The 21,722-nt window shown below is 68.9% G+C and carries 18 protein-coding genes; 7 read left to right on the forward strand and 11 right to left on the reverse strand.

Annotated elements, in window-relative coordinates; translation table 11 throughout:
* Positions 1-35: 35 nt before the first annotated feature.
* Positions 36-533: a DUF4234 domain-containing protein gene (locus tag AC1DQF_RS00445; protein ID WP_477523227.1), complete on the reverse strand. Its 498-nt coding sequence runs from the start codon at positions 531-533 to the stop codon at positions 36-38.
* A 207-nt stretch (positions 534-740) separates the two neighbouring features.
* Here AC1DQF_RS00445 and AC1DQF_RS00450 point away from each other — a divergent pair, with 207 nt between their 5' ends.
* From AC1DQF_RS00450 to AC1DQF_RS00465, 4 genes are read left to right on the forward strand one after another with little or no spacing between them, the layout of a single operon-like run.
* Positions 741-1,046, forward strand: a complete 306-nt coding sequence (locus AC1DQF_RS00450) for a WXG100 family type VII secretion target (protein WP_477523228.1) — start codon at positions 741-743, stop codon at positions 1,044-1,046.
* Positions 1,043-1,339, forward strand: coding sequence for a WXG100 family type VII secretion target (locus AC1DQF_RS00455; RefSeq protein ID WP_477523229.1), 297 nt, complete (start codon positions 1,043-1,045; stop codon positions 1,337-1,339). The genes AC1DQF_RS00450 and AC1DQF_RS00455 overlap by 4 nt, the downstream gene beginning before the upstream one ends.
* Positions 1,336-2,700, forward strand: a complete 1,365-nt coding sequence (locus AC1DQF_RS00460) for an RNase A-like domain-containing protein (RefSeq protein WP_477523230.1) — start codon at positions 1,336-1,338, stop codon at positions 2,698-2,700. The genes AC1DQF_RS00455 and AC1DQF_RS00460 overlap by 4 nt, the downstream gene beginning before the upstream one ends.
* A gap of 10 nt (positions 2,701-2,710) precedes the next feature.
* Positions 2,711-3,016, forward strand: coding sequence for a contact-dependent growth inhibition system immunity protein (locus tag AC1DQF_RS00465; RefSeq protein ID WP_477523231.1), 306 nt, complete (start codon positions 2,711-2,713; stop codon positions 3,014-3,016).
* Between the two features lie 60 nt (positions 3,017-3,076).
* Here AC1DQF_RS00465 and AC1DQF_RS00470 read toward each other — a convergent pair whose 3' ends face one another.
* The 7 genes from AC1DQF_RS00470 to AC1DQF_RS00500 all read right to left on the reverse strand — a co-directional run bounded on the left by AC1DQF_RS00470 (position 3,077) and on the right by AC1DQF_RS00500 (position 12,299).
* Positions 3,077-4,750: a nuclease-related domain-containing DEAD/DEAH box helicase gene (locus AC1DQF_RS00470; protein ID WP_477523232.1), complete on the reverse strand. Its 1,674-nt coding sequence runs from the start codon at positions 4,748-4,750 to the stop codon at positions 3,077-3,079.
* A 49-nt stretch (positions 4,751-4,799) separates the two neighbouring features.
* The gene (locus AC1DQF_RS00475) at positions 4,800-6,110 is read right to left on the reverse strand and encodes a type III secretion system chaperone (protein ID WP_477523233.1); all 1,311 of its coding nucleotides are present in this window, start codon (positions 6,108-6,110) and stop codon (positions 4,800-4,802) included.
* A gap of 179 nt (positions 6,111-6,289) precedes the next feature.
* Positions 6,290-7,657, reverse strand: coding sequence for an FAD-binding oxidoreductase (locus tag AC1DQF_RS00480; protein WP_477523234.1), 1,368 nt, complete (start codon positions 7,655-7,657; stop codon positions 6,290-6,292).
* A gap of 92 nt (positions 7,658-7,749) precedes the next feature.
* Positions 7,750-9,108 (reverse strand): FAD-binding oxidoreductase, encoded by a 1,359-nt coding sequence (locus AC1DQF_RS00485; protein WP_477523235.1) that lies wholly within the window; start codon positions 9,106-9,108, stop codon positions 7,750-7,752.
* Positions 9,109-9,118: 10 nt separating this feature from the next.
* On the reverse strand, positions 9,119-10,999 hold the full coding sequence (locus AC1DQF_RS00490; protein ID WP_477523236.1) for a BTAD domain-containing putative transcriptional regulator: 1,881 nt from the start codon (positions 10,997-10,999) through the stop codon (positions 9,119-9,121).
* Between the two features lie 135 nt (positions 11,000-11,134).
* A complete protein-coding gene (locus tag AC1DQF_RS00495; RefSeq protein WP_477523237.1) occupies positions 11,135-11,350 on the reverse strand; it encodes a hypothetical protein in 216 nt (71 codons plus the stop codon).
* A gap of 127 nt (positions 11,351-11,477) precedes the next feature.
* A complete protein-coding gene (locus AC1DQF_RS00500; protein ID WP_477523238.1) occupies positions 11,478-12,299 on the reverse strand; it encodes a nuclease-related domain-containing protein in 822 nt (273 codons plus the stop codon).
* Positions 12,300-12,537: 238 nt separating this feature from the next.
* On the opposite strand from AC1DQF_RS00500, the gene AC1DQF_RS00505 reads away from it, so the two are divergent.
* On the forward strand, positions 12,538-15,579 hold the full coding sequence (locus AC1DQF_RS00505) for a DEAD/DEAH box helicase (RefSeq protein ID WP_477523245.1): 3,042 nt from the start codon (positions 12,538-12,540) through the stop codon (positions 15,577-15,579).
* 144 nt (positions 15,580-15,723) lie between these two features.
* Entirely contained in the window at positions 15,724-16,467 is a 744-nt protein-coding gene (locus tag AC1DQF_RS00510; RefSeq protein ID WP_477523239.1) for a hypothetical protein, read from the forward strand.
* Between the two features lie 180 nt (positions 16,468-16,647).
* Here AC1DQF_RS00510 and AC1DQF_RS00515 read toward each other — a convergent pair whose 3' ends face one another.
* Entirely contained in the window at positions 16,648-19,515 is a 2,868-nt protein-coding gene (locus AC1DQF_RS00515; RefSeq protein WP_477523240.1) for a vitamin B12-dependent ribonucleotide reductase, read from the reverse strand.
* A 110-nt stretch (positions 19,516-19,625) separates the two neighbouring features.
* Positions 19,626-20,135 carry a transcriptional regulator NrdR gene (gene nrdR / locus AC1DQF_RS00520; RefSeq protein WP_477523246.1) on the reverse strand — a complete coding sequence of 170 codons (510 nt, stop codon included), beginning with the start codon at positions 20,133-20,135 and terminating at the stop codon, positions 19,626-19,628.
* A 389-nt stretch (positions 20,136-20,524) separates the two neighbouring features.
* Between nrdR and AC1DQF_RS00525 the strand changes: the two genes are divergently transcribed.
* On the forward strand, positions 20,525-20,866 hold the full coding sequence (locus AC1DQF_RS00525) for a hypothetical protein (protein ID WP_477523241.1): 342 nt from the start codon (positions 20,525-20,527) through the stop codon (positions 20,864-20,866).
* A gap of 13 nt (positions 20,867-20,879) precedes the next feature.
* Here the strand turns inward: AC1DQF_RS00525 and AC1DQF_RS00530 are convergent.
* Positions 20,880-21,722 (reverse strand): CAP domain-containing protein (locus AC1DQF_RS00530; RefSeq protein ID WP_477523242.1); only part of this gene is annotated, 843 nt, incomplete at its 5' end.

A 21,722-nucleotide genomic window follows, 5' to 3' on the forward strand; every position in this document is an offset into this window, starting at 1 on the left:
CCGGCGGATCCTAGATCTCGGCGCTTGCGCCGTCCTCAGCGCGCGCCCTGGGACCGCCAGTACTCGTTGAGCGCACCGTTGGTCTTGACGAACCAGATGATCAGGCCGATCCCGAAGAACCAGCCGAGCAGGAGCGCCCACAGACCCGTGACCGCGCTCACCGGGGCGCGCATGCCGCGACGCTCGTAGAGCCCACCCACCTCGCTGGACGAGATGAACGGCATCACGATGCCGACGAAGAATGCGAGCAGGAGGGCGACACCGCCGCCGAGGCCCGTGTTCGTGTGGCGCTTCATCTCCTCGTGGGTCTGGTAGTACCAATAGAGGGAGTAGAACCCGAGCGTCACGATGGTGAGGGCGATGCAGGCGCCGGTGCTGCGCACCGTGCCGATCGACGCGCCGTGCATGGGCGCACCGTAGGGGGCCGGCGGTGCGTACGCGCCGTACGGAACAGGCGGCGCACCCTGAGGCTGCTGCGGGAGCCACGGCTGGCCCTGAGCGGGCTGGGTGTACGGCTCGTTGTTCTCGTTCATGGCGGTCCCCCGTGTCGCGTGTTGATGGCTGCCGCAACGTACCCGCCGCCACTCTCCCCCGTCCCGGCTTCCGACAACGCGGGGGCGCTCGACGAGCTCGGTTGTCCACAGATCACATCTGACGGGTTCCGCCATGCCTCCGCTGCGGCAAGAGTCGATGCCAGTCGTACTCGTCCGGCGCTCCGCCGGTGATCCTCGGGAGGCACGATGAACATCAGGCTCGACCCTGCCCAGCTGTCGATCGGCGCCGACGCCGTCGAGGCGCGGGTCAGCGACATGGCGACCCGTCGTGCGCACATCGAGGCGTCCGTCGACGTCCTCCTCGCGGGCTGGCACGGCGCCGCCGCCGACCGGTTCGCGTCGATGTGGGAGGAGTGGCGCGACGGCGCGGACGGGGTGATCGCCGGTCTGGCGGGAAGCGCCGTCGCCCTGCGCTCGGCCCGGGACGACGTGTCCCTCGCGGATGCCTCGTCGTCCGAGACCCATGACCTCCTCGTCCGGAGGCTCGGGTGACCGCGTACGACGTCGACGTCGACGAGCTGGCGGCGGTCATCGCCGCGATGAACTCCTGCGGCGGCGACCTGGCGGAGCTGGCCGCGGACGTCGAGGCCGCGCAGGGTGCGGTGCACTCGGAGTGGACGGGGCTCGCGAGCGACGCACACACGACGTCCCATTCCTCGTGGCGCACCTCGTTCTCCGACATGACCTCTGCCCTGGGGGGACTGCGTTCGATCGGTGACACCGCGCGGTCGAACTATGTCCTCGCGACTGAGCGGAACGTCTCGCTGTGGGAGCAGGTCCGATGAGGATCGCCGTCGAGACCGGGGGCTTCACCTCGGCCGCCGACGCGTGCCGCACCGGCAACCAGATCGCCGCGCTGCTGTGCGAGTCGCTGGCCGGCAAGCTCGGTGGGTACGCCGGCATGGCCGGCGACGACGCGACCAGCGCCGAGTTCGCGACGTCGTACGACGAGGGCGCGCGGGAGGCGCTCGACACCCTGGCCGAGCTGACCCATGCCTTCATCGGGTTCGGTCGGCTGCTCACCGCGTCGGCCGCCAACCACCGCGACGCCGAGGCCGCGTCGGCCGCGGTGGCGGCCTACAGCGGCGGCTCGCTCGACGAGGACGACTACGTCCGGGTGTCGCCCGCGGCGCCGCCGTCCTGCCGGGGCGACAACCCGGTATCGCTGGGCACGGTGGAGATGTGGATCCTCGACCACGTCGAGGGCTTCGTCTGGCCGGGGGCGGACGTCGACCTGCTGCTCGACGCCGCCACGACCTGGCGCCGGGCCGGTGTTGCGGTCGCGGACCTCGACGCGCACTGCGACATCGCCGCCACCTTCCTCGAGCACCAGTTCTCCCCCGAGATCCCCCTCGCCCTCGCCGCGCTGGCCGAGCTGAAGTCCCTCGTCGGCGACACGGCCGAGGCACTCGTCGCCACGGGGACAGCGTGCGAGGAGTACGCCGACGCCGTCCGCGAAACCCACGACCGCACCCGCGCCCTGCTCGCCGAGATCGGGAAGATGGTCGTTGAGGGGGCTGCAATCTCCATCATCGTCGGCGGGATCACCGGCGGCCTCGGCGCGGGTGCCGCCGGCTCGGCGGCGCTGGCCCGGATCAGCGCGCAGGCACCGCGGTTCCACGCGCTGCTCGTCGGGCTTCGCGCGACCGGCACCGCTGCCGCTTCTCGACTGCGTGGCGTTCGGGAGGGGCTGCACGTGGTTCGGGACCGGGTCGGCCGGTTTGCCCGCGTGCGGGTCCGCGACGAGCGGGGCGAGATGAGGCTTCCCGGTGGATGGCGCACGTCGCTGCCGGGACAAGACGCGGTGGGTGGCCACATCGTCACCAAGCACGTAGGGAAGAGCACAAGCGAACTGATGGAACGCGCTCGTTCGGAGGGCATGGACTTTGCCTCGACGTTCGCCAGCGTCGCTGATGCAGAGCGCGTCATTGCCCAGGCGCTGCGAAGCCACTCAAGGGAAGTCGAGGAGTGGCTGGCAGGCAGCGGCCGCCAACTGCGTATCGATGCACTGCTAGCTCGTCAGACCGGAACATCAGTGGATGCGGCAGGTACCGCACACGAAGCCTTCGGCGTCAGACTGATCCTGAGGCGGTCCGATCTCACAGAGTCGGGTTACCGAATCCATACAGCGTTCCCTCAACCGTGAGGAAGTCACCGTGAATCAGAAGGACTATCCCGCTCTGTGGCAGTTCCTCGGCGCGTACCTGCACCAGGACTGGCGCGACGACTACGCAGATACCCAGGCGGCCCTGCTGGACTTCATGGAGGGCGAGCCAGCATTCGCTCCGAAACTCGCCTCCGAGATCGACCACCTTCTTGCTTCGATGCCTACTTCCCGCGACACGGAGTCGGCGATCCTCAGTCTCGGATCGTTCTTTGTCCCATCTGCGTGCGGACAAGACTCCAGAGAGTGGCTCAGTCTGATTCGTGCCGAAGCTAGTCGCATGCGTCAGCACGGATGAGGCACCTGAAGGGCTCCGCCTGCGGGTGGCAGATCCTGGCTGCGCGACAAGACACTGGACCTATGTGGAGCACACACCCAACCGACGGGCCACCTCGTCACCACCGACCCGGCGCACGGTGTCCGGATCGCCGATCACGACGAGCACGTCGGTCGCCCGCGACATCCCGACGTACAGCCGCTCCCGAGCGCGGTCTCGTGAACCGTCCTCGTTGAGGCACAGCACGACCGCGCGCCGCTCGAGGCCCTTGCACCCGAGGACGTGCCCGTAGAAGACGTCGTCATCCCAGTACGTCCCCCAGTAGCCCTCCTGGTCGTGGAAGGCGGTCCGCTCCAGCTGGATCGGGTGACGGTGGCCAGTCGTGAGCAGGGCGATGTTGCGCGGCTCCCAGCCCTCGTCGAGCAGTCGGTCGACCTCGTCATCGGCTGCCCCGATCGCGTCGTCCAGCGTCGACTCCACGAAGCGCACGACCGGCCCGTCGCCACCGCGTGAGTACATTCGACTGGGCGCCAGCGGCCCGAACGACTCGTGGATCTGCTTGGTGTTGCGAAGATTGTGGTCGAGGACCAACGGGACCAGCGCCACCGGCGGCCGTCCGAACCGCGCGAAGATCCGCTGGTTCTCGTCGGAGTAGACGAACAGCCCGCCCTCCTCCTCGTCCCGTAGGGAGCGCAGAACAGGAGTCCACCACGAGTCGGCGAAGTCCTGGGCCTCGTCGACGATGACCGCGTCGTACTTCTTGCCCTCCGGGAGCGCGGCGGCCAGCGCGGCCATCTCGGCCGGCAGCCTTTCCTCCCAGAACTGGCTGTCGGAGCGATCCCCGTCGGCCGCGCCCCACTGCTGGCCGAAGGCGTGGAACGTCCCGACGAACGCCGGTCGGTGGCGGCGGTCCCACGTGCCCACCTGCCGCTTCAGGTGCTCGGCGAGCCCGATCGAGTAGCACAGCAGCGCCACCCGATGCGCAGGGCGGCCCTGGCCACCGCGGGTGAGCTCCTTGGCCTGCTGGAGGGCCAGCACGGTCTTGCCGCTCCCGGCACCTCCGCGCACCTCGACCCGCGGGAGCAGCCGGGTCACTCGCAGGATCGTGGCCTGCTCCATGGTCAGCCGGTCGAACGTGGCCGCGCGGTCGTCGGACTCGGCGTTGACGTCGTACGGCGCCGCGAAGCGCCCCGTGAGGATGTCGGCGATGGCCTCGACGTCGTCGTGCGTCGGTGGACGTTGGCCGTGTAGCAGGCCCCACGCGTTCTCCCGGGCCCGGTCGGCGAGCGAGGACAGGTCGTCCTTGTCGTGCAACGCCCAGCGCGGCAGCTCGGGGACGGTGAAGTCGGGCCCGAACGCGGAGTACGGCGTGACGACGCCATGTCCCCAGCCGACGCGCCTCGCCAGCCCGCCGTCGGGGTGCTGCTCGACGTACCGCTTGAGCGCGTGCTTGGCGGTGCGGACCTGGTCGACCGGCTTGATCCTGCGATGTGCGCCCTGGCGCTGGATCCACCAAGCGTGCCCGTCGGCCTCGTCGGGCGTCACGTGGACGCTGCCGCCCTTGACCTCGAGGACGAGGATCCCGACCTCGGGCATGAGCACGACCAGGTCGGCCTCGACGTCCTTCTCCTCGTCGGTGAGGCGCAGGTTGGCGAGCAGAACGTCGTCGGGGCCGAGGCTGTCGCGCAGCCGCTCCCACACGAGCTCCTCCGAGGTCGTCTGGAAGGTCGGCGACTCCGGGATCAGGCGCGGCATGCGCACACCCTCACATCCGATCGGGTCGCGCGTGCGCGAATCGGCTTGGTCACCGCCCGGTCCCGCACTCGTCCTCGTCGAAGAGCGCCATCTGGTCGAGCTGCACCTTGCGGACGGGCGCGTCGACGATCAGGCGCAACGCCGCGCGCATCCGCGCCGTGAGCTCGCGGAGGTACTCCTGCCGGGCCCGGGCCACCTGCTCGGCACGACCCCGTCCCTCATCGCGTGCGGCGCGTGCCTTCGCGCGCATCTCGCGCCGGCGCTGCTCGTTGATGCGGACCGCCTTGAGCAGCAAGCCGGTGTCGTTGTCGAAGATGCGCGCGATCGTGGCCGGCCCGACCGAGCCGCGCTGCCCCCGCTCGAGCTCGACCATCACGCCGTACGCCGTGGCGAAGCGGCCGTGGGCCGGCGGACGGGTCGTCACGTCAACGGGCTGGCGCGGCGTCTGCTCGTCCATGCACCTGCCGCCGACGCGGGTGACGAGGTCACCGGCCCACCGGTCCACCTGCGTGGTGAGGCGCTCGATCTCCAGACGCAGCTGCGCCGGCACCAGCGCGGAGGCGTCCAGCTCGCGGAAGACGGTGATCTGTCGGTCCCGGAGGGAGAAGGACAGCCCGAACTCACGCTGGTTGAGCAGGTTGACCTCGACCAGGGCACGCGACTCGTCGACGACGTCGCCCACGAGAGGCGCGTGCAGGAGGATGCGCGGCAGGTGGGCGCCGATCGTCACCCACACCACACCGCGGGTGGTGTCGAGCGGCAGGTCGCCGTCCTCGTCCCACTCCGGGCGCTCGTCCTGGAGTCCGCGCACCGCCAGGTCCACCGCCGCCCGCACCTCGTCGGGCCCCTCGGGGTGGACGGCCACCTCGGGCCGAGGCTTCGGCGGAATCACCCGTGGCGGCTCGTCGACGACCTCGTCGAGCAAGCCGCCCGCGGACAGGTAGACCGGGTGCACGACGGCGTACACCTCACGCAGCGCACGGACCATCATCACCGCGGCGCGGTCGGCCTCGCGCTGGTCGAGGTCGACGAAGTAGTTGGTCTCCCCCGGCCCCGGACCCATCGTGTGGTCCCAGTGCGGGAGGGTGAACCCCAGGTCGACGAGCGCAACGTCCTGCGCATCGTCGAGCTGGTGGTGCTCGGCGAGGTACTCGTTGCTGACCGCCTCGACCCGGAGCACGCCCGGCCCGGCCAGCGCCTGGCAGTACGGCACCGCACCGTCCTTCGTCTCCTCGTCCAGCCCGACGACCAGGGACTCGTCCTCGGCCAGCTCCGCCAGCCGATCGGCCAGACGTTGGCGGAACTCCCGCCAGGCCGCTTCCACCGCGTCGTCCCAGCGACGCTCCAGCTCTCGACTCATCTCGACCCCCCTCGGGCCGCCCCCGCGACCCTCTGTGAAGCCGACACTAGGGACGTCCACCGACACTGCCCGGCGGACGGTCCAGACCAGGCACGACGCCGCCGGCGCAGCGACCATGCAGCCCCCGGACGAGCCACGACCCGTGGCCCCCTCTACCAAGGGGCCACGAGTCGCGGGGGTCACGCCAGCACGCCGCCGATCGTCATCACGCCGTCCGGGTCGTAGGTCCGGATCGCCCGACGCAGCCGGGCGAGGGTCACCTCGTCGTACGCGTCGACGTACTCCTCGGGCGTGAACGTGAAGTTCGGCAGCCGGTGCGCGCCGACCCACGGCTGCATCGCGGTGAGGATCGCCTCGGCGTGGTCCGCCACACCCGGGATCTCCGCGATGCCGACGACGAGCAACGAGTACGCCGCGTCGCGCGAGGCGAAGGCGCTCGGGTGCTCCCCCGGACGGGCGAACGCGCCGCCCAGCTGACGCACCTCGACCAGGATCTGCGGCGACGCCACCCCCGGCCCCGTCAGGGCGAGCAGCGCGTCAGCGGTCTCGGCCGTGAAGTCGGTGAGCACGTCGCCCGCCTCGTGCGCCGGCGTCGGGTCGAGCGGGTCCGTGTGGACCGAGTCGATCGCGGTGTAGGGCTTGTCGGCCACGTCGTCGAGGATGACCGGAGCGGCGGCACGCATCGCGGCGAACCAGCGCTCCCCCTCGTCGGCGGAGCCGGTCCACACGTAGCGCACCGAGAGCGTGAGCCGGCCAGCCAGCATGGGCGGCACCCCTTCCATGTCGGGGAGCTGGAACAGGGCGATCGACGTGGTGCCCAGCTCGGGCAGGTCGTCGGACCAGTGCAGCCAGCGCTCGATGACGGTCGCAGCATCCTCCCCGTCGAACCACAGCGAGCCGCCGTAGAACGTCGGCTGGTGGACGAGGTCGAACTCGATCGCGGTGACGATACCGAGCATCCCCTTGCCGCCGCGCAGGGCGAAGAAGAGGTCCGGGTGCTCCGTGGGCGTCACCCGCCGAAGCTCACCGTCGCCGGTGACGACCTCGATGGCGCGCACCTTGTCGCTGGCCAGCCCGTAGGTCCGAGCCATCGGCCCGAGCCCGCCTCCGGTGGTGTAGCCGACGATCCCGACGTCGGTGATCGATCCCGACAGCGGCGCCAGCCCGTAGGGTGCGGCGGCCTCCACGACCCGGAGCCACTTCACGCCGGYCCCGACGCGAGCCCAGCCCTCCGGGTGGACGACCACCTCGTCGAGCTCCTTGGTCGTCACCAGCAGCTCGGTGGTCAGGTCGGCCACCGGGCCGTGGCCCGTGGCTTGCGGTGTCACGCGGATGCCGTGCCGGGCCGCGAACTGCACGGCCTCGACGACGTCCTGGGTGTCGTGCGCCGCGAGGACGGCCGCGGGGCGGACCGGGATGGCGACGTTCCACGGCGCGACGAGCGCGTCGTACTTCTTGTCGCCCGGCACCGCGACGGTGCCGATGGTGAGTGCGTCCAGCTCCGCGAACGGCACGGCGTACGCGGTGTTGGTCTGTGCGATGGTCATTGTTCCTCCGTGTGGTGTCGTCGTTGACCCGACGAAGGTGCACCCACGCGGTTGAGAAGGACTTGCGGTCAACTTGAGTCGTCAGTGCGGAATCAGTCGTCCGTATCGCGCTGGGGCGCGACAAACAGGCCGTCCGGATCCGCAGTACGACGGATCCGGTGGAGGCGCTCGTACGCCGACGCCGACCTCCCGCGCCGGGCGGCCGCCTCGTAGGCCATCGAGAGGTACGACGCGCTGGAGGTCCAGGGGGCAAGTGACTCCAGGATCCGCGTGGCGTCCTCGCGTACGGCGCTCCACCCGGTGCCCACGTCCAGCCCGACGCCGAGCACCAGGAAGGAGCCGTCGAGGTGGTCGAGCGCGCCCCCACGATGGGCGGGGCGTTCGATCGCGCCACCGAGGTGGCGCAGCTCGACGAAGAGCAGGTTGCTCCCGGAGCCGGGGCCGGCCGATGCGACCAGGGCCTCCACCGCCTCCAGCGGAAGACCGTGGACCAGGACGCTGTTGGCGTAGACCGCGGTGGGTTCCTGCGGGTCGAGCTGGAGGTGGGCGATGTCGGCCGCGGGCACCTCCGTGAACGTGTCGGTCTCGGGCCACAGGCCACGCAGCGGGGCAAGGATGCGGGCACCCGCCTCGGCGTCACCCTCCACCACCGCATGGAGCATGAGGAGCCGCCGGCCGCGCACGTCCGGGGGCATCCAATCCTCGTCAGGCACCTGGAAGATGCGGGCGACACTGGTCACCGACTCGGGTGCATCCGCGGTCCACTCCCCCCACGCCGCGAGGACGCGTCCGGCGTGCCGCCAGTCCCAGGCCAGCATCCCGGCGTACACCGTGCGGATCGGCAGCAGGTCGAACTCGAGGGCCGTGACGACCCCGAAGCCCCCGCTGCCGCCGCGTGCCGCCCACAACAGGTCCGGGTCCTGGGTCTCGGTGGCTCGCACGAAGGTCCCGTCGGCAAGCACCAGCTCGGCGGCCGTGATCGCGCTGCACTGCAGGCCGTGCCGCCGGGCGTACCAGCTCACGCCGCCGCCGAGCGACGAACCGACCACGCCGACACCCGGGCTGGACATGTGCCTCGCGGCCAGGCCGACCCGCCCGGCGCGGGCGATGACGTCGCCCCAGAGCACGCCGGCCTCGGCCCGCGCCGTACGACGGGCGGCTTCGACGCGCAGCCCGGTCATCGCCGAGGTGCGCAGCAGGACCGCGTCACCGAGCCGACCCGCGAGCGGCGGGGCGCCATGGCCGGTGCCCTGGGGTGCGACCCGGAGACCGGACGCCGCGGCGGCTAGCACGATCCGGGAGACCTCCTCGGCGTCGGCCGGATAGGCGACCGCCGCCGGGTGCTCGTCGACCTGGAGGTTCCAGGGCATTCGGGCCTCGTCGTAGAGGACGTCCCCCGGCAGGTGGACGGCTCCGCCGGCCAGCCCGCGGAGCGCTTCGGTCTCGGGCACCGTCACCACCTCACGATCGGGGCGTCCCAGCGTGCCCGGGCTGACTTGAGGATGACTTGAGCCGCCGGCTCATCCGCTCGTGGAGGAGCGCCCGCTCGCCGGTCGGGATGTCCGCGTGGATGGCGTCGCGCACGAGCGGGTTGACGAAGTCGAGCGGGTGCCCGTCGAGGAGGATCTCGCTGCGGGCCAGGACGTCGAGGGCGGAGGCGACGTCCTCCTCCGGGTGCTGCGCCAGGTCGGCGACACTCATCAGGTCGGCCGCCGGCCCGAGCACCGCGACCGCGCGCGCGACGGTCGTGACCGTCGCCGGCATCCGGCGCAGGCGCAGCGTCACCAGCGAGGTGACGGCACGCGACCCCACGGCCCGCACGGTGTCGACGTGGGCCACGTCGGGCGGAACGCCCTGGTCGGCCAGCGCGCGCAGCAGCTGACGCAGGAGCAGCGGGCTGCCCGAGGTCATCCGGTGACACGCGGCGATGAAGGCCTCCGCGCCGCGACCGAGACGATCGCTCACCAGGGTGGCGGTGGCCTCTTCGGAGAGGGGCGCGGGACGCAGCACCGAGATCGCCTCGTCCGCGGCGAGCTCGGCCACCAGGTCGGCGGCCTCGTACGGCTCACCGGAGCGCACGGCCAGCGCCACCAGCACGGGGAGCCCGTCGAGCCGCCTGACCAGGTAGGCGAGGAACTGGACCGACGCCTCGTCGCACCACTGGACGTCGTCGACGCAGAGCACGAAGGGTGCGTCCTTCACCAGGCCAGTGGTGAGCTCGTACAGGCCGCGGAGCACGGCGAAGCGCTCGTCACGGCGTACGACGTCGTCGACTCCCGCGTCGAACAGCTGCCGCACGACGCCGTAGTCGAATCCCTGCTCGAGCGCGCTGCTCCGCGCTGACCTGATGGTCATGCCGTCAGCGACGGCGAGCTTGCGCAGCTCGTCGAGCAGCCGGGTCTTGCCGATGCCGGCCGGGCCCTCGACGAGCACGCAGCCACCCCTCCCGTCTTGGAGGTCGTCGAGCTTGCTGCCCAGGAGGGCCAGCTCACGTTCCCGGTCCACGAGCCCGTCGGGCGTCCGCGGCCGCGGGACGAGCGGAGTGGCGTCGTTCGCCTTGGCTGGACTCGGCGCATCGAGGTCCGGCGACTGGGCCAGGACCTCCGCCTCGAGGGCGCGCAGGGCCGGACCGGGATCGACGCCGAGCTCGTCGGCGAGCACCCGGCGTGCCCGGCGCAGCGCCTCCAGCGCCGYGGCCTGCCGGTGCGCGCGATACAGCGCCAGGACGAGGAGGCGCCAGCGCTCCTCGCGGAGCGGGTCCTCCGCGACCAGCGCCTCGAGGTCGCCGATGACGAGCTGGGCCTCACCAAGATCGAGGCGCGTGGCGAGGAGGCGCTCGCGGGCCACCGCACGGAGCTCGCTGAGCCGAGCGATCTCCGCCTGCGCCCACGACTCCCCCGCGTAGTCGGCGTAGGCGGGTCCGCGCCACAGCCGGAGCGTGGTCTCCAGGGTGCACACCGCATCACTTGGCGCTTGGCCCGCCGCCGACTCGACGGCCGCCTCGAACTCCCAGGCGTCCACGGCGTCGGGCGGGGTCCGCAGCACGTAGCCGGGTCCGGCGCGCACGATCACGCCATCCCGCTGCCGGGCCGACGCGTCCGGCTCGAGCCGCCGGCGCAGGTGGCTCACGTAGGCCTGCAGCGCGCCGGTGGCGTTGGTCGGGGGGTGGTCACCCCACACGCAGTCGATCAGCCGATCGGCCGGGACCACCTGGTCCCGCAGGATGAGCAGCCCGGCCAGTACGGCGCGCTGACGCCGCCCGCCGAGGTCCACGACCACGTCGTCCCGCGTCGCCGTGAGCTCGCCGAGCACGTGCAGGTGAAGCTGCGGCTGCTCGTCCACCCCACTTCCTCGCGTCGTCTCCGTCGAGGATAGGGCTCGGTCAGGGGTGCTTGCTGCCCCGAATTTGGGCAATCGGGCTCAGGTCGACACCCCTTCTCGGGGCCGTGCGACCCCAGCCGCTCGGGGCGACTCGCGCTACAGGTGCTCGAGCTTGGTGTAGGGGCTCGTGACGCGCACCGTCTTGTCGCCGAAGTCGATCGACACAGCGTGGGCCTCGACACCGAGGACGCGACCGAGGCCGTAGAGGTCGTGGCAGACCTGGTCGCCGACCGCGTACACCTCGATCTCCAGTTCGGGCTTGGGCTGGAACGGGCTCGAGGACTTGCGCGTGGACCAAGATGAGGACGTCATAGGACTCAAGTATGCGCTCCGGACGAAGGAAGTGCAGCCTTGGCGGCCGCATCCGCCGTTCAGGGATGGCATCTTTGCCCCGATCCGTCTGCGGTCATGTTCGCGGAGCGCCGCGACGTGGCGTCCCCTACCCGCCCTGACGCTGCTCTCGTTTCCGCTGCTTCTTCTCGCGTGTCGCCGGCTGCTCGGTCGGAGCCGGATCAGCTGGGGCGACCTGCTTCACCAGCTGCTCTCCTGCCCATTCGGCAGCCTTCTGGAGGCCGCCACCCGACAGCACCCCCAAGAACAGCACGCCGGCAAACAGGCTCGTGATGACCCGCCGAATCTTCCTCGTGGGGCGAGGGCGAGGCGAGGCTGGCTGCCGGATCGAAGGTGCCAACGGCCGTGGCCGCGGGGTGCTCGAACGTCGGGTCGCGGTGCGACGCACAGCGTCGACGCAGCGCTGCACATCGACTGCCTGGAGCACCCCTGGCCGCGAGGTCAGCATCTCGACAAGGTTGGCCGTCGAGCAGACCATGACGTCGCGTGCCCACCCCGTCAGGGGCTCCTCGCGCACGAAGCACAGGACACCCATGCATAGGTTGGGCATGGGCACCAGCGCCTGCACCGCGATTGCCGCCTCCGCAGCCGACGCGACAGTCGGCTCGCGACGTCGCCCGTTCTGCATGAGCACCTGGTCGCGGACCTCAACCCGCCCCGACCAGTTCTTGGCGTCGACGACGAACATCCCGCCTGGCCCGATGACCACGTGGTCGAGGTTTGCCCGCGGCCGTCCCGGCCATGCCAGGTCGTGCAGCACGACCCACCCGTCGGGCAGGGACTCAAGTGCACGCGCCACCTCGACCTCACCCTGGGCGCCGCGCTCCCACAGCTCAGCCGACCGCTCCAGCCGGGCAGCCTTCTCCCGCTGCCGTCGCGCGACGTCGTACGCCGATTCCCCCGCTGCCATGCGCGTCACCCCCGGCGGTGAAGGTTAGACAAAGACGCCGCTGTGCGGAGTCGAATCGGGCAGCTGCCGCCACACGGCGCGCGCCGTGTGCATCGGGGGCACCGTGCTCGTGGTGGCCAGGTTTCGGCCCTCTTCGGGGCCCCTAGGCCGCAAAGCGCTTTGCAGACCGGTCGAACCTGGCAAGCTCGCCACCGTGGATACCTCGGGGGACCTGCCTATCGGCCTGCGCGAAACGCTCATGACCCGTGGCCTCGAAGCAGAGCTCGAGTCCGTGCTCGGGCTTGTCGCGGAGATTGGCACCGTTGACGACGCCGACCTTTCACACGTCCTTGCCCAACACATCTCGGCCGCAGCGTTTGAGCATCTCTCCAAGCTGAAGGACCCGGCGGCGCGAATCGGCACAGCAAATACGGTCCTACAGGCCCTCTCAATGGATCCGGACACGGTCACGCTTCCCGCCAAGCAACTGCACGCGCTACGCATGCCGGCGGGTCCAGGGACGGAGACGCGGCTTGGTCGGCGACCCAAGACTCCGCTGAATGATGCGGCGCTTCTCACCAATGCCTACGGCGAGCCGAGCTTGGCATCCGAGCTCCGTGCCGAGATCGACTCTGCCGACTCGATCGACCTCCTCTGTGCTTTCGTCATGTGGCACGGCTTGCGTCTGATTGAAGGAGAGTTGGCTGCCGCACGACAAGCCGGCATTCCTATTCGGGTAGTCACCACCACATACATCGGAGGGACCGAGCGTCGGGCGCTCGACCGTCTCGTTCAGGACTTCGGCGCCGAGGTAAAGATCCAATACGACGCCAAGCGCACACGCCTTCACGCGAAGGCGTGGCTCTTTAGTCGGCGCACCGGTTACGACACCGCTTACGTCGGATCGTCCAACCTGACCACGTCGGCCATGCTCGAGGGTGTCGAGTGGAACGTGCGGTTGAGTAAGGCCGCCACGCCGGCTCTTCTCGACAAGTTCCGGGCAACCTTCGATGCCTACTGGAACAGCCCCGAATTCGAGTCCTACGACCCGGAGCGGGACCGCGACCGGCTCGACGACGCCCTACTCGAGGCAAAGGGAGTTAAGAGCTCGGACCGAGTCACGATCTCGCTCGTGGGTCTCGAAGTCCGTCCGTACCCCTATCAACAGCAGATGCTGGATGCGCTCGAGGCAGAACGCGTCGTTCATGGCCGCCGGCGAAATCTGGTGGTGGCAGCCACGGGCACCGGCAAGACGGTGATTGCAGCCCTGGACTACCGACGCATGTGCCAGCAATCCCATGGCCATCAACCTCGCCTGCTATTCGTTGCACACCGCAAAGAGATCCTCGAGCAATCCATTCGCACCTACCGGGAAGTCCTGGGTGACGCGAGCTTCGGTGAGCTATATGTCGGAGGACAACGGCCCGAGCGATGGAGTCACGTCTTCGCCAGCGTTCAATCGCTCACGTCGTACGGCGTTATAGAGATCCCAGCGGAGGCTTACGACGTCGTCGTCATCGACGAGTTCCACCACGCCGAAGCACGCACCTACCGGAGACTCATCGAGCACCTCCGACCCACCGAATTGCTCGGCCTCACTGCCACACCGGAGCGGGCGGATGGGACCGACGTCCGCTCGTTCTTCGACGGACGAACCGCTGCCGAGTTGCGCCTATGGGACGCCCTCGGCGCGGACCTCCTGTGCCCGTTCCACTACTTTGCCATCGCCGACGGGACGGACTTGCGGGCGATCACCTGGTCGCGCGGCAAGTACGACGAGCGTGAACTCGAGGGCGTCTTCACTGGCAACGACGCGCGGGCACGAATCATCCTGAAGCAGCTTCGAGAGAAGGTTGCAGATCCCGCCCAGATGCGTGCCCTCGGGTTCTGCGTCTCCGTGGCGCACGCGACGTACATGACCCGGGTCTTCAACGAGGCCGGCATTCCGGCTCGCCTTGTCACGGGACAAACCGCGGCCGAGGAACGCGCGTCAGCTCTCCGTGAACTGCGTGCTGCGACAGTCAACGCGCTCTTCACAGTGGACGTCTTCAACGAGGGCCTGGACATCCCTGACGTCGACACCGTGCTATTCCTTCGCCCCACTGAGAGTGCCACGATCTTCATGCAGCAGTTGGGTCGCGGGCTCCGACGGACTCACAACAAGGCCGTACTGACGGTGCTCGACTTCGTGGGCTATCACCGCCGAGAGTTCAGCTTCGCCAAGAAGTTCGCCGCCTTGACCGGTGTCCACGGCAAGCAACTCCAGAGGGCCGTCCAAGACGAGTTCCCGTTCCTGCCCTCCGGATGCCAGATCCAACTGGATCGACAGTCCCATCAGATCGTCCTCGAGAACCTTCGCTCGCAGATCGCTCCTCGCTGGGCTCAACTGGTCAATGAGCTCCGCCAGATAGGTGACACCGACCTGACGACGTTCCTAGAGAAGAGTGGTCTCGAGCTCAGCGACATCAGCAGGCGCGGTTCATGGACCGCTCTTCGACGGGAAGCCGGATTCGAGTCACTGCCGGGCTCCGAGTTGGAGGAGCGCCTTCTCAAACGAGTTCGGGCGTTCGCCCATGTTGACGACCCGCAAAGAGCGGCCGCGTACGACGCGCTCCTGCGCAATGACGCTGCGAAGTACGACGACTTGTCCGACGGCGAGCAGCGGCTGGCCCGCATGTTGTTCTACTCGTTCTGGTCGGACGGCGGTGGCTTCGACTCGTACGGAGATGGTCTCGAGGCCATCGGCAGGGAAGTCGCAGCACGTGCCGAGATTCGCGCAGTGGTCGACCTCGCTTACGAGGCGGCACGCCACGTCCCGCTCACCCTTAGTGGGTCGCTCTCGTCCGTGCCTCTCAAAGTTCACGCCCGGTACCAGCGTGAAGAGATCCTCGCTGCTCTCGACTTCCCGCGGCGTCCCAACAGTTTCCGCGAGGGCGTGCTTTACCTCCCAGACCACAACGTCGACGCCTTCTTCATTACGCTGAAGAAGTCCGAGGCCGACTACTCCCCCACCACGATGTACGCCGACTACCCGATCAGTCGGGACCTGTTCCACTGGGAATCCCAGTCCACGACCTCGACGTCATCCAAGACTGGTCAGCGCTATCTCGCCGGCACCTCAACAGTTCTGCTGTTCGTCCGGCATGAGCCCAAGGACGACTCCGGCACGGCGCCGTACACCTTCATGGGCCCTGCTACCTACGTCTCCCATAGCGGCGATCGGCCTATTGCAATCACGTGGAAGCTTGAGCATCCGATGCCGACGGAGTTCTTCCAGCACGCGTCGGCGGTGGCGCAGTAGGGCAATCGTTCGAGTCCGGGCCGTACCCAGACCCTGACCTGGTCGGGCTGACGTTCATGTCCACCGATCGGCGTGTGCCTGCCCGGCGACGAGTCGTCGATTGAGGCGTACCGTCAAAGCGACCCGACTCGGAATGGGGATCAAGTGAACTTCACGGGACGCGCGGCCGCCTTGGCCATCGCCTGCTCGACCGTCCTTGCGCTTGGCGGTCACCCAGCCGGCGCCTACTCCGAAACCCGCGCGGCTGGGGTGGGGGCTTACAGCACCACCGAGACTGTCGTGTACGACAGCTGCGAGGACTATGTCGTCAACTTCCACTTCATCGCGCCCCCGACTGCGGTTGAGTGGACTCTCGACTCCACCATCGTGGAACCCGACGGTGAGACGCGGTCCGACTTCGAGTTTGGCAATGGCGCCACCTTCTCAGGCAACTTCGAGTTCTTCTTGTGTGGCGACCACGATGACATCGGTACCTACGCGCTCTCGGGTGTTCTGACGGTCGATGACGCAAACTACAACGAGACTACCTACCCGATGGACACCCTCCGATTCACCCTCAGGGCACCGTCCTCCAAGACCACTCTCTTCGTCTCTGATAAGTCCCCGAAGTTCAAGGATGCCGTTCAATTTAAGGTCAAGAGCACGGGAGAGACGCGATACGGCAACACGTCTCTCGAGTACGCCCAGGTGAGGCTGCAATACAAAGATGGAGGCAAGTGGAAGTCCGTCAAGGGCGCGAACAAGGTGCTCACAAACGGATCTGGGGTCTGGAAGGAGAAGTACCGGATGGACGCGAGGGGGGCGTTTAAGTTCCGGGCCAAGACCCTTCCAGGTGACGGCATCTATGCGTCGTCTGAATCGAAGGTTGTCGAAGTTCGAGTTGGCTGAGCAGCCTGGGTCCAAGAACCGATGAAATAGGCCAAAGGTTACGGACCAGCGGATCTAAGGCCGTGGCGATTCGATTGCGACACTGCAAACGTCTTATCGCGCCCGCACCCTCCACGTCCCCACCGACAAATAGAGCCGGCCCCGACGCCGGTGGCGTCGGGGCCGTTCTCAGAGCAAGGATCAACTGCAACCGCTGGTGCTCCCGCAGCCCTCGCACACGTAGCAAGACCCAGCCGGCCGCATCTTCGTCCCGCAGGTCATGCAGAGCGGCGAGTCGACGGCGGTGCCGGTGAGCTTCTCGAAGAGCTCGGCCGTGGTCTTGGCCTCGGCGGGGGCCGGCTTGGCCGCAGCATCGACGATGTCCTCGGCCTCGATGACCTCGGCGACGACCGGGTGGTCCTCGACGAGCTCGGCGGCGGAGCCGGTCTCCTCGACGATCGGCTCGTAGGAGCCGGTCTCGAGGTGGCGCTGGCGCTCGTCGGCGGAGTAGATGCCGAGGGCGGAGCGCTCCTCGAAGGACAGGTAGTCCAGGGCCAGGCGACGCCAGACGTAGTCCATCAGCGACTGCGCCATGCGGACGTCCGGGTCGTCGGTGAGGCCGGCGGGCTCGAAGCGCAGGTTGGTGAACTTCGAGACGTAGGTCTCCAGCGGGACGCCGTACTGCAGGCCGATCGAGACGGCGATCGAGAACGCGTCCATGACACCGGCGAGGGTCGAGCCCTGCTTGCCGAGCTTGAGGAAGACCTCGCCCAGCTGGCCGTCGTCGTGGGCACCCGAGGTCATGTAGCCCTCGGCGCCGCCGACCGTGAAGGACGTCGTGCGCGAGACGCGCGACTTGGGCAGGCGCTTGCGGGTCGGGGCGTAGACGACCTTCTCCACGACCTTGGTCGCCGCGGCGTCCTTGGCGTCGGCCGCGTCCTTCGCGTCCTTCTTGGCCTTGCCGCCACCGTCGGAGAGCGGCTGGCCGACCTTGCAGTTGTCGCGGTAGATCGCGGTCGCCTTGAGGCCGAGCTTCCAGGACTGCATGTAGACGTCCTCGATCTCCTCCACCGTGGCGTTCTCGGGGAGGTTGACCGTCTTGGAGATCGCGCCGGACAGGAACGGCTGAGCCGCCGCCATCATCCGCACGTGACCCATCGGCTTGAGCGAGCGAGCGCCCATCGCGGTGTCGAAGATCTCGTAGTGCTCGGTCTTGAGGCCGGGAGCGTCGATGACGTGGCCGTGCTCGCCGATGTAGGCGACGATCGCCTCGACCTGCTCGGGCTGGTAGCCGAGCTTCTTCAGCGCCCGCGGGATCGTCTGGTTGACGATCTGCATGGAGCCACCGCCGACGAGCTTCTTGAACTTCACCAGGGAGAAGTCGGGCTCGATGCCGGTGGTGTCGCAGTCCATCATGAAGCCGATGGTGCCGGTCGGCGCGAGCACCGAGGCCTGGGCGTTGCGGAACCCGTTCTTCTCACCGGTGGCGATCACATCGGCCCACGCCTTCGTCGCGAGCTTGAGCACGCGGCCGTCCTCGGTGTGCAGCACGCGCACCTGGTCGTTGGCGGCCTGGTGCTTGCGCATGACCCGCTTGTGGGCTTCCGCGTTGCGCTGGTAGCCGGCGTACGGACCGACGATGCCGGCCAGCTCGGCCGAGCGCTTGTAGGACTGGCCGGTCATCAGCGACGTGATGGCGGCGGCCATCGAGCGGCCACCCTCGGAGTCGTAGCCGAGGCCCATCGCCATCAGCAGGGCGCCGAGGTTGGCGTAGCCGATGCCGAGCTGGCGGTAGTCGCGGGTGGTGTCGCCGATCGACTCGGTCGGGAAGTCCGCGAAGCAGATCGAGATGTCCATCGCGGTGATGATGAACTCGACGGCCTTGGCGAAGAGCGCGCCGTCGAAGGTGTCGTCGTCCTTGAGGAACTTGAGCAGGTTGAGCGACGCCAGGTTGCACGAGGAGTTGTCGAGCGACATGTACTCCGAGCACGGGTTCGACGCGGTGATGCGGCCGGTCTCGGGGTTGGTGTGCCAGTCGTTGATCGTGTCGTCGTACTGCAGGCCCGGGTCGGCGCACTCCCACGCGGCGACGCTGATCTTGCGGAACAGGTCGCGGGCGTCGACGGTCTCGATGACCTCGCCCGTGCCGCGGGCACGCAGGCCGAACTCGGTGCCCTCCTCGACGGCGCGCATGAACTCGTCGCTGACGCGGACGGAGTTGTTGGCGTTCTGGTACTGCACCGAGGTGATGTCGGCGCCGCCGAGGTCCATGTCGAACCCGGCGTCACGCAGGGCGCGGATCTTGTCCTCCTCGCGCGCCTTGGTCATCACGAACTCCTCGATGTCCGGGTGGTCGACGTCGAGGACGACCATCTTGGCCGCACGACGCGTGGCGCCGCCCGACTTGATGGTGCCCGCGGAGGCGTCGGCGCCGCGCATGAAGGAGACCGGGCCGGACGCCGTACCACCGGAGGAGAGGAGCTCCTTGGAGGAGYGGATGCGGGAGAGGTTGAGGCCGGCCCCGGAGCCGCCCTTGAAGATGAAGCCCTCTTCCTTGTACCAGTTGAGGATCGAGTCCATCGAGTCGTCGACCGAGAGGATGAAGCAGGCGGAGACCTGCTGTGGCGACGGCGTGCCGACGTTGAACCACACGGGAGAGTTGAAGGAGAAGTACTGGTTGACCAGCAGCCAGGTCAGCTCGTGCTCGAAGATCTCGGCGTCGCCGTCGGTCTTGAAGTAGCCGTGGTCGATCCCGGCCTTGGTGTAGGTCTTCACGACCCGGTCGATGAGCTGCTTGAGGCTCCACTCGCGTACGTCGGTGCCGACGGCGCCGCGGAAGTACTTGCTGGTGACGATCGTGGAGGCGTTGACCGACCAGAAGTCGGGGAACTCGACGCCGCGCTGCTCGAAGACGGTCTCGCCGGTCTTCCAGTTGGTCTGGACGACGTCGCGACGCTCCCAGGTGATGGCGTCGTACGGGTGCGTGCCAGCAGTGCTGAACACCCGCTCGAGGGTCAGGCCCTTGCCCTTTGCAGCGCCCTTGGCGCGGCTGCTCACCGTCTCGGTCATGGGTTCTCCTCGTGATCCCTCGTGATGGTCAATCGTTCTTCAGCAGGGTTGCCTGCTGTGAGTGGTGCGCCCGGCACGCCGCTTCCCCACGACGTGCCGGGCAGTCTGTGTCAGCCCGTGGGGGCTGGGTGCTGCTCCGCGGCGGCCTGCGCGGCCGCGACCTCGTCCGGGACGAGGCGCTCGGCACGGAGCATCGCGATCTCGTCCTCGAAGTCGTCGGCGCTCTGGAACGCGCGGTAGACGCTGGCGAAGCGGAGGTAGGCGACCTCGTCGAGCTCGCGCAGCGGGCTCAGGATCGCGAGCCCCACCTCGTGGGCGGGGATCTCGGCCTGGCCGCTGAGGCGCAGGGCGTCCTCGACGTCCTGGCCCAGGCAGGCGAGCTGGTCCTCGGTGACCGGGCGGCCCTTGCACGCCTTGCGGACGCCGGCGATCGCCTTGTCGCGCGTGAAGGGCTCGGTCGCGCCGGAGCGCTTGAGGACGGTCAGCTGCATCTGCTCGACGGTGGTGAAGCGCTTCGCGCAGTCGTTGCAGGTACGACGGCGGCGGATCGAGCTGCCGTCGTCGGCGACGCGGGAGTCGAGCACACGGGTGTCGGTGTTGCGGCAGTACGGGCAGTGCATGTGCGGGCCTCCCTTCTCGCTCATCCAGTCGGGTCCGGGCGCGACTCGAACACCCTCTCGGGGTGTCAACGCCTGTGGACCAGCCGGTGATTCCTGTGGACAAGTAGCCTCTGGCTGTGAGGTCCGCACCCTGTCCCTGTGGACTAGATGTGGAGAACCACAACGGTGTAACTACTAGATGTAGTGGTAACCGTACGTCGGTGCGCGGACGTTGGCAAGTGGTTCGAAATGATCATCCGGGGTGTCGCGAAGGGTCCGGGTAAAACCGCAGGTCAGTGCCTTCACGGGTCCGGATCTTGGTCCTCGGATGGCCCGATCGGGCGGCGTGTCGAACGTCTCCTCGGCCGCGTTCGGCGACGCCGGCCCTGCCCATCGGACACAATGCCCCTGTGGCATCTTCGGGCAAGCGCGCAGGGTCGAGACGAGGCGCCCGTCAGCGCCGCGGGATCAACAAGGTCGCCCTCGCCCTGGCCGCCGGGATCACGCTGTGCGTGGTCGCCTGGGGCTACCTCGTCTACCTGGCCATCGACTTCGGTACGTCGGCACGGAGCGGGCAGTCGAGCTCGTGGGCGTTCCTCGCGCTGGCCTCCCTCGGCGCGGTCGCGTGCCTCTTCACCGGGCTGATGCTGATCGCGCGGCTGCTGCGGGCACTGGGGATCACGACGGCCCCCGACGAGCCCTCACAGCCTGCTCCCCCGCGGGTTGCCGGCGGGCGTCGCGCGGCTCGCTGAGCCCTCTCGCCCGTCAGCGCGTCCGGAAGAAGCGGGTCGTGTACGTCGCGACCTGCTCCGGCACGCCGGCCACGACGATCTCGCTCACGGTGACCTCCGCCGTACCGACCGGCCTGCTCGGCCAGGTGCGACCCGGCATCTCCCACACCAGGGTCGGCTTGCCGGGGGCGGCGTCGGGGGTGCGGAGCCTGACGCCCTCGACGGGCTGCCCCCGATAGGTGACGCTGACCGTGGCCCGGGAGAAGTCGGTGTCGTCGGCGCCGGAGCCGAACGACCACCGCCCGCGGGGGTCCAACCGGGACGGGAACCAGCCGGCCGTCGGCCACGACACCCACTGGGGGTTGGGGGCTGCCGCGTCGAACGGGGTCCCGAAGAGGTGGGTGACGTTGGCACGGTCGGTACCGGCGATGCCCACGGAGCGAAGGTGGGGGTAGAGGAGCCAGCGCCGATGGCCGACGCGGTGGTTGCCACCGCCCCAGTCGTCGAGGTAGGCCTCGATCTTGTCGCTGTTGCTCTCGCGCAGCGTGCCCTCGTAGAGGTTGGACTCCCCGGCCGCGTCGTGTCCCTGCCGCGTCCAGCACGGCCAGTCGCCCGGCGGGTCGTGGCTGACCGCGTGGTTCGCGGTCATGATCAGCGCCGCCGCCTGGGCGCCGGGGACGACCTTGGGGTCCAGCTCTACGGGTCGCAGGCCGGCCATCCGGCGGGCGAAGTTGATGGCGTCGAGCTGTCGCTCCCTCGAGCGGTCGGCCAGGCGACCGGGCAGGCAGTCGTCGACGCTGCCGCCGATCCACCGGGGCCGCGACTCGTCGCCGCGCATCCACAGCCTGCGGTAGGCATCGCGGACGCTGGACCGGCT

This window comes from Nocardioides sp. P4_G4 (assembly GCF_056401085.1).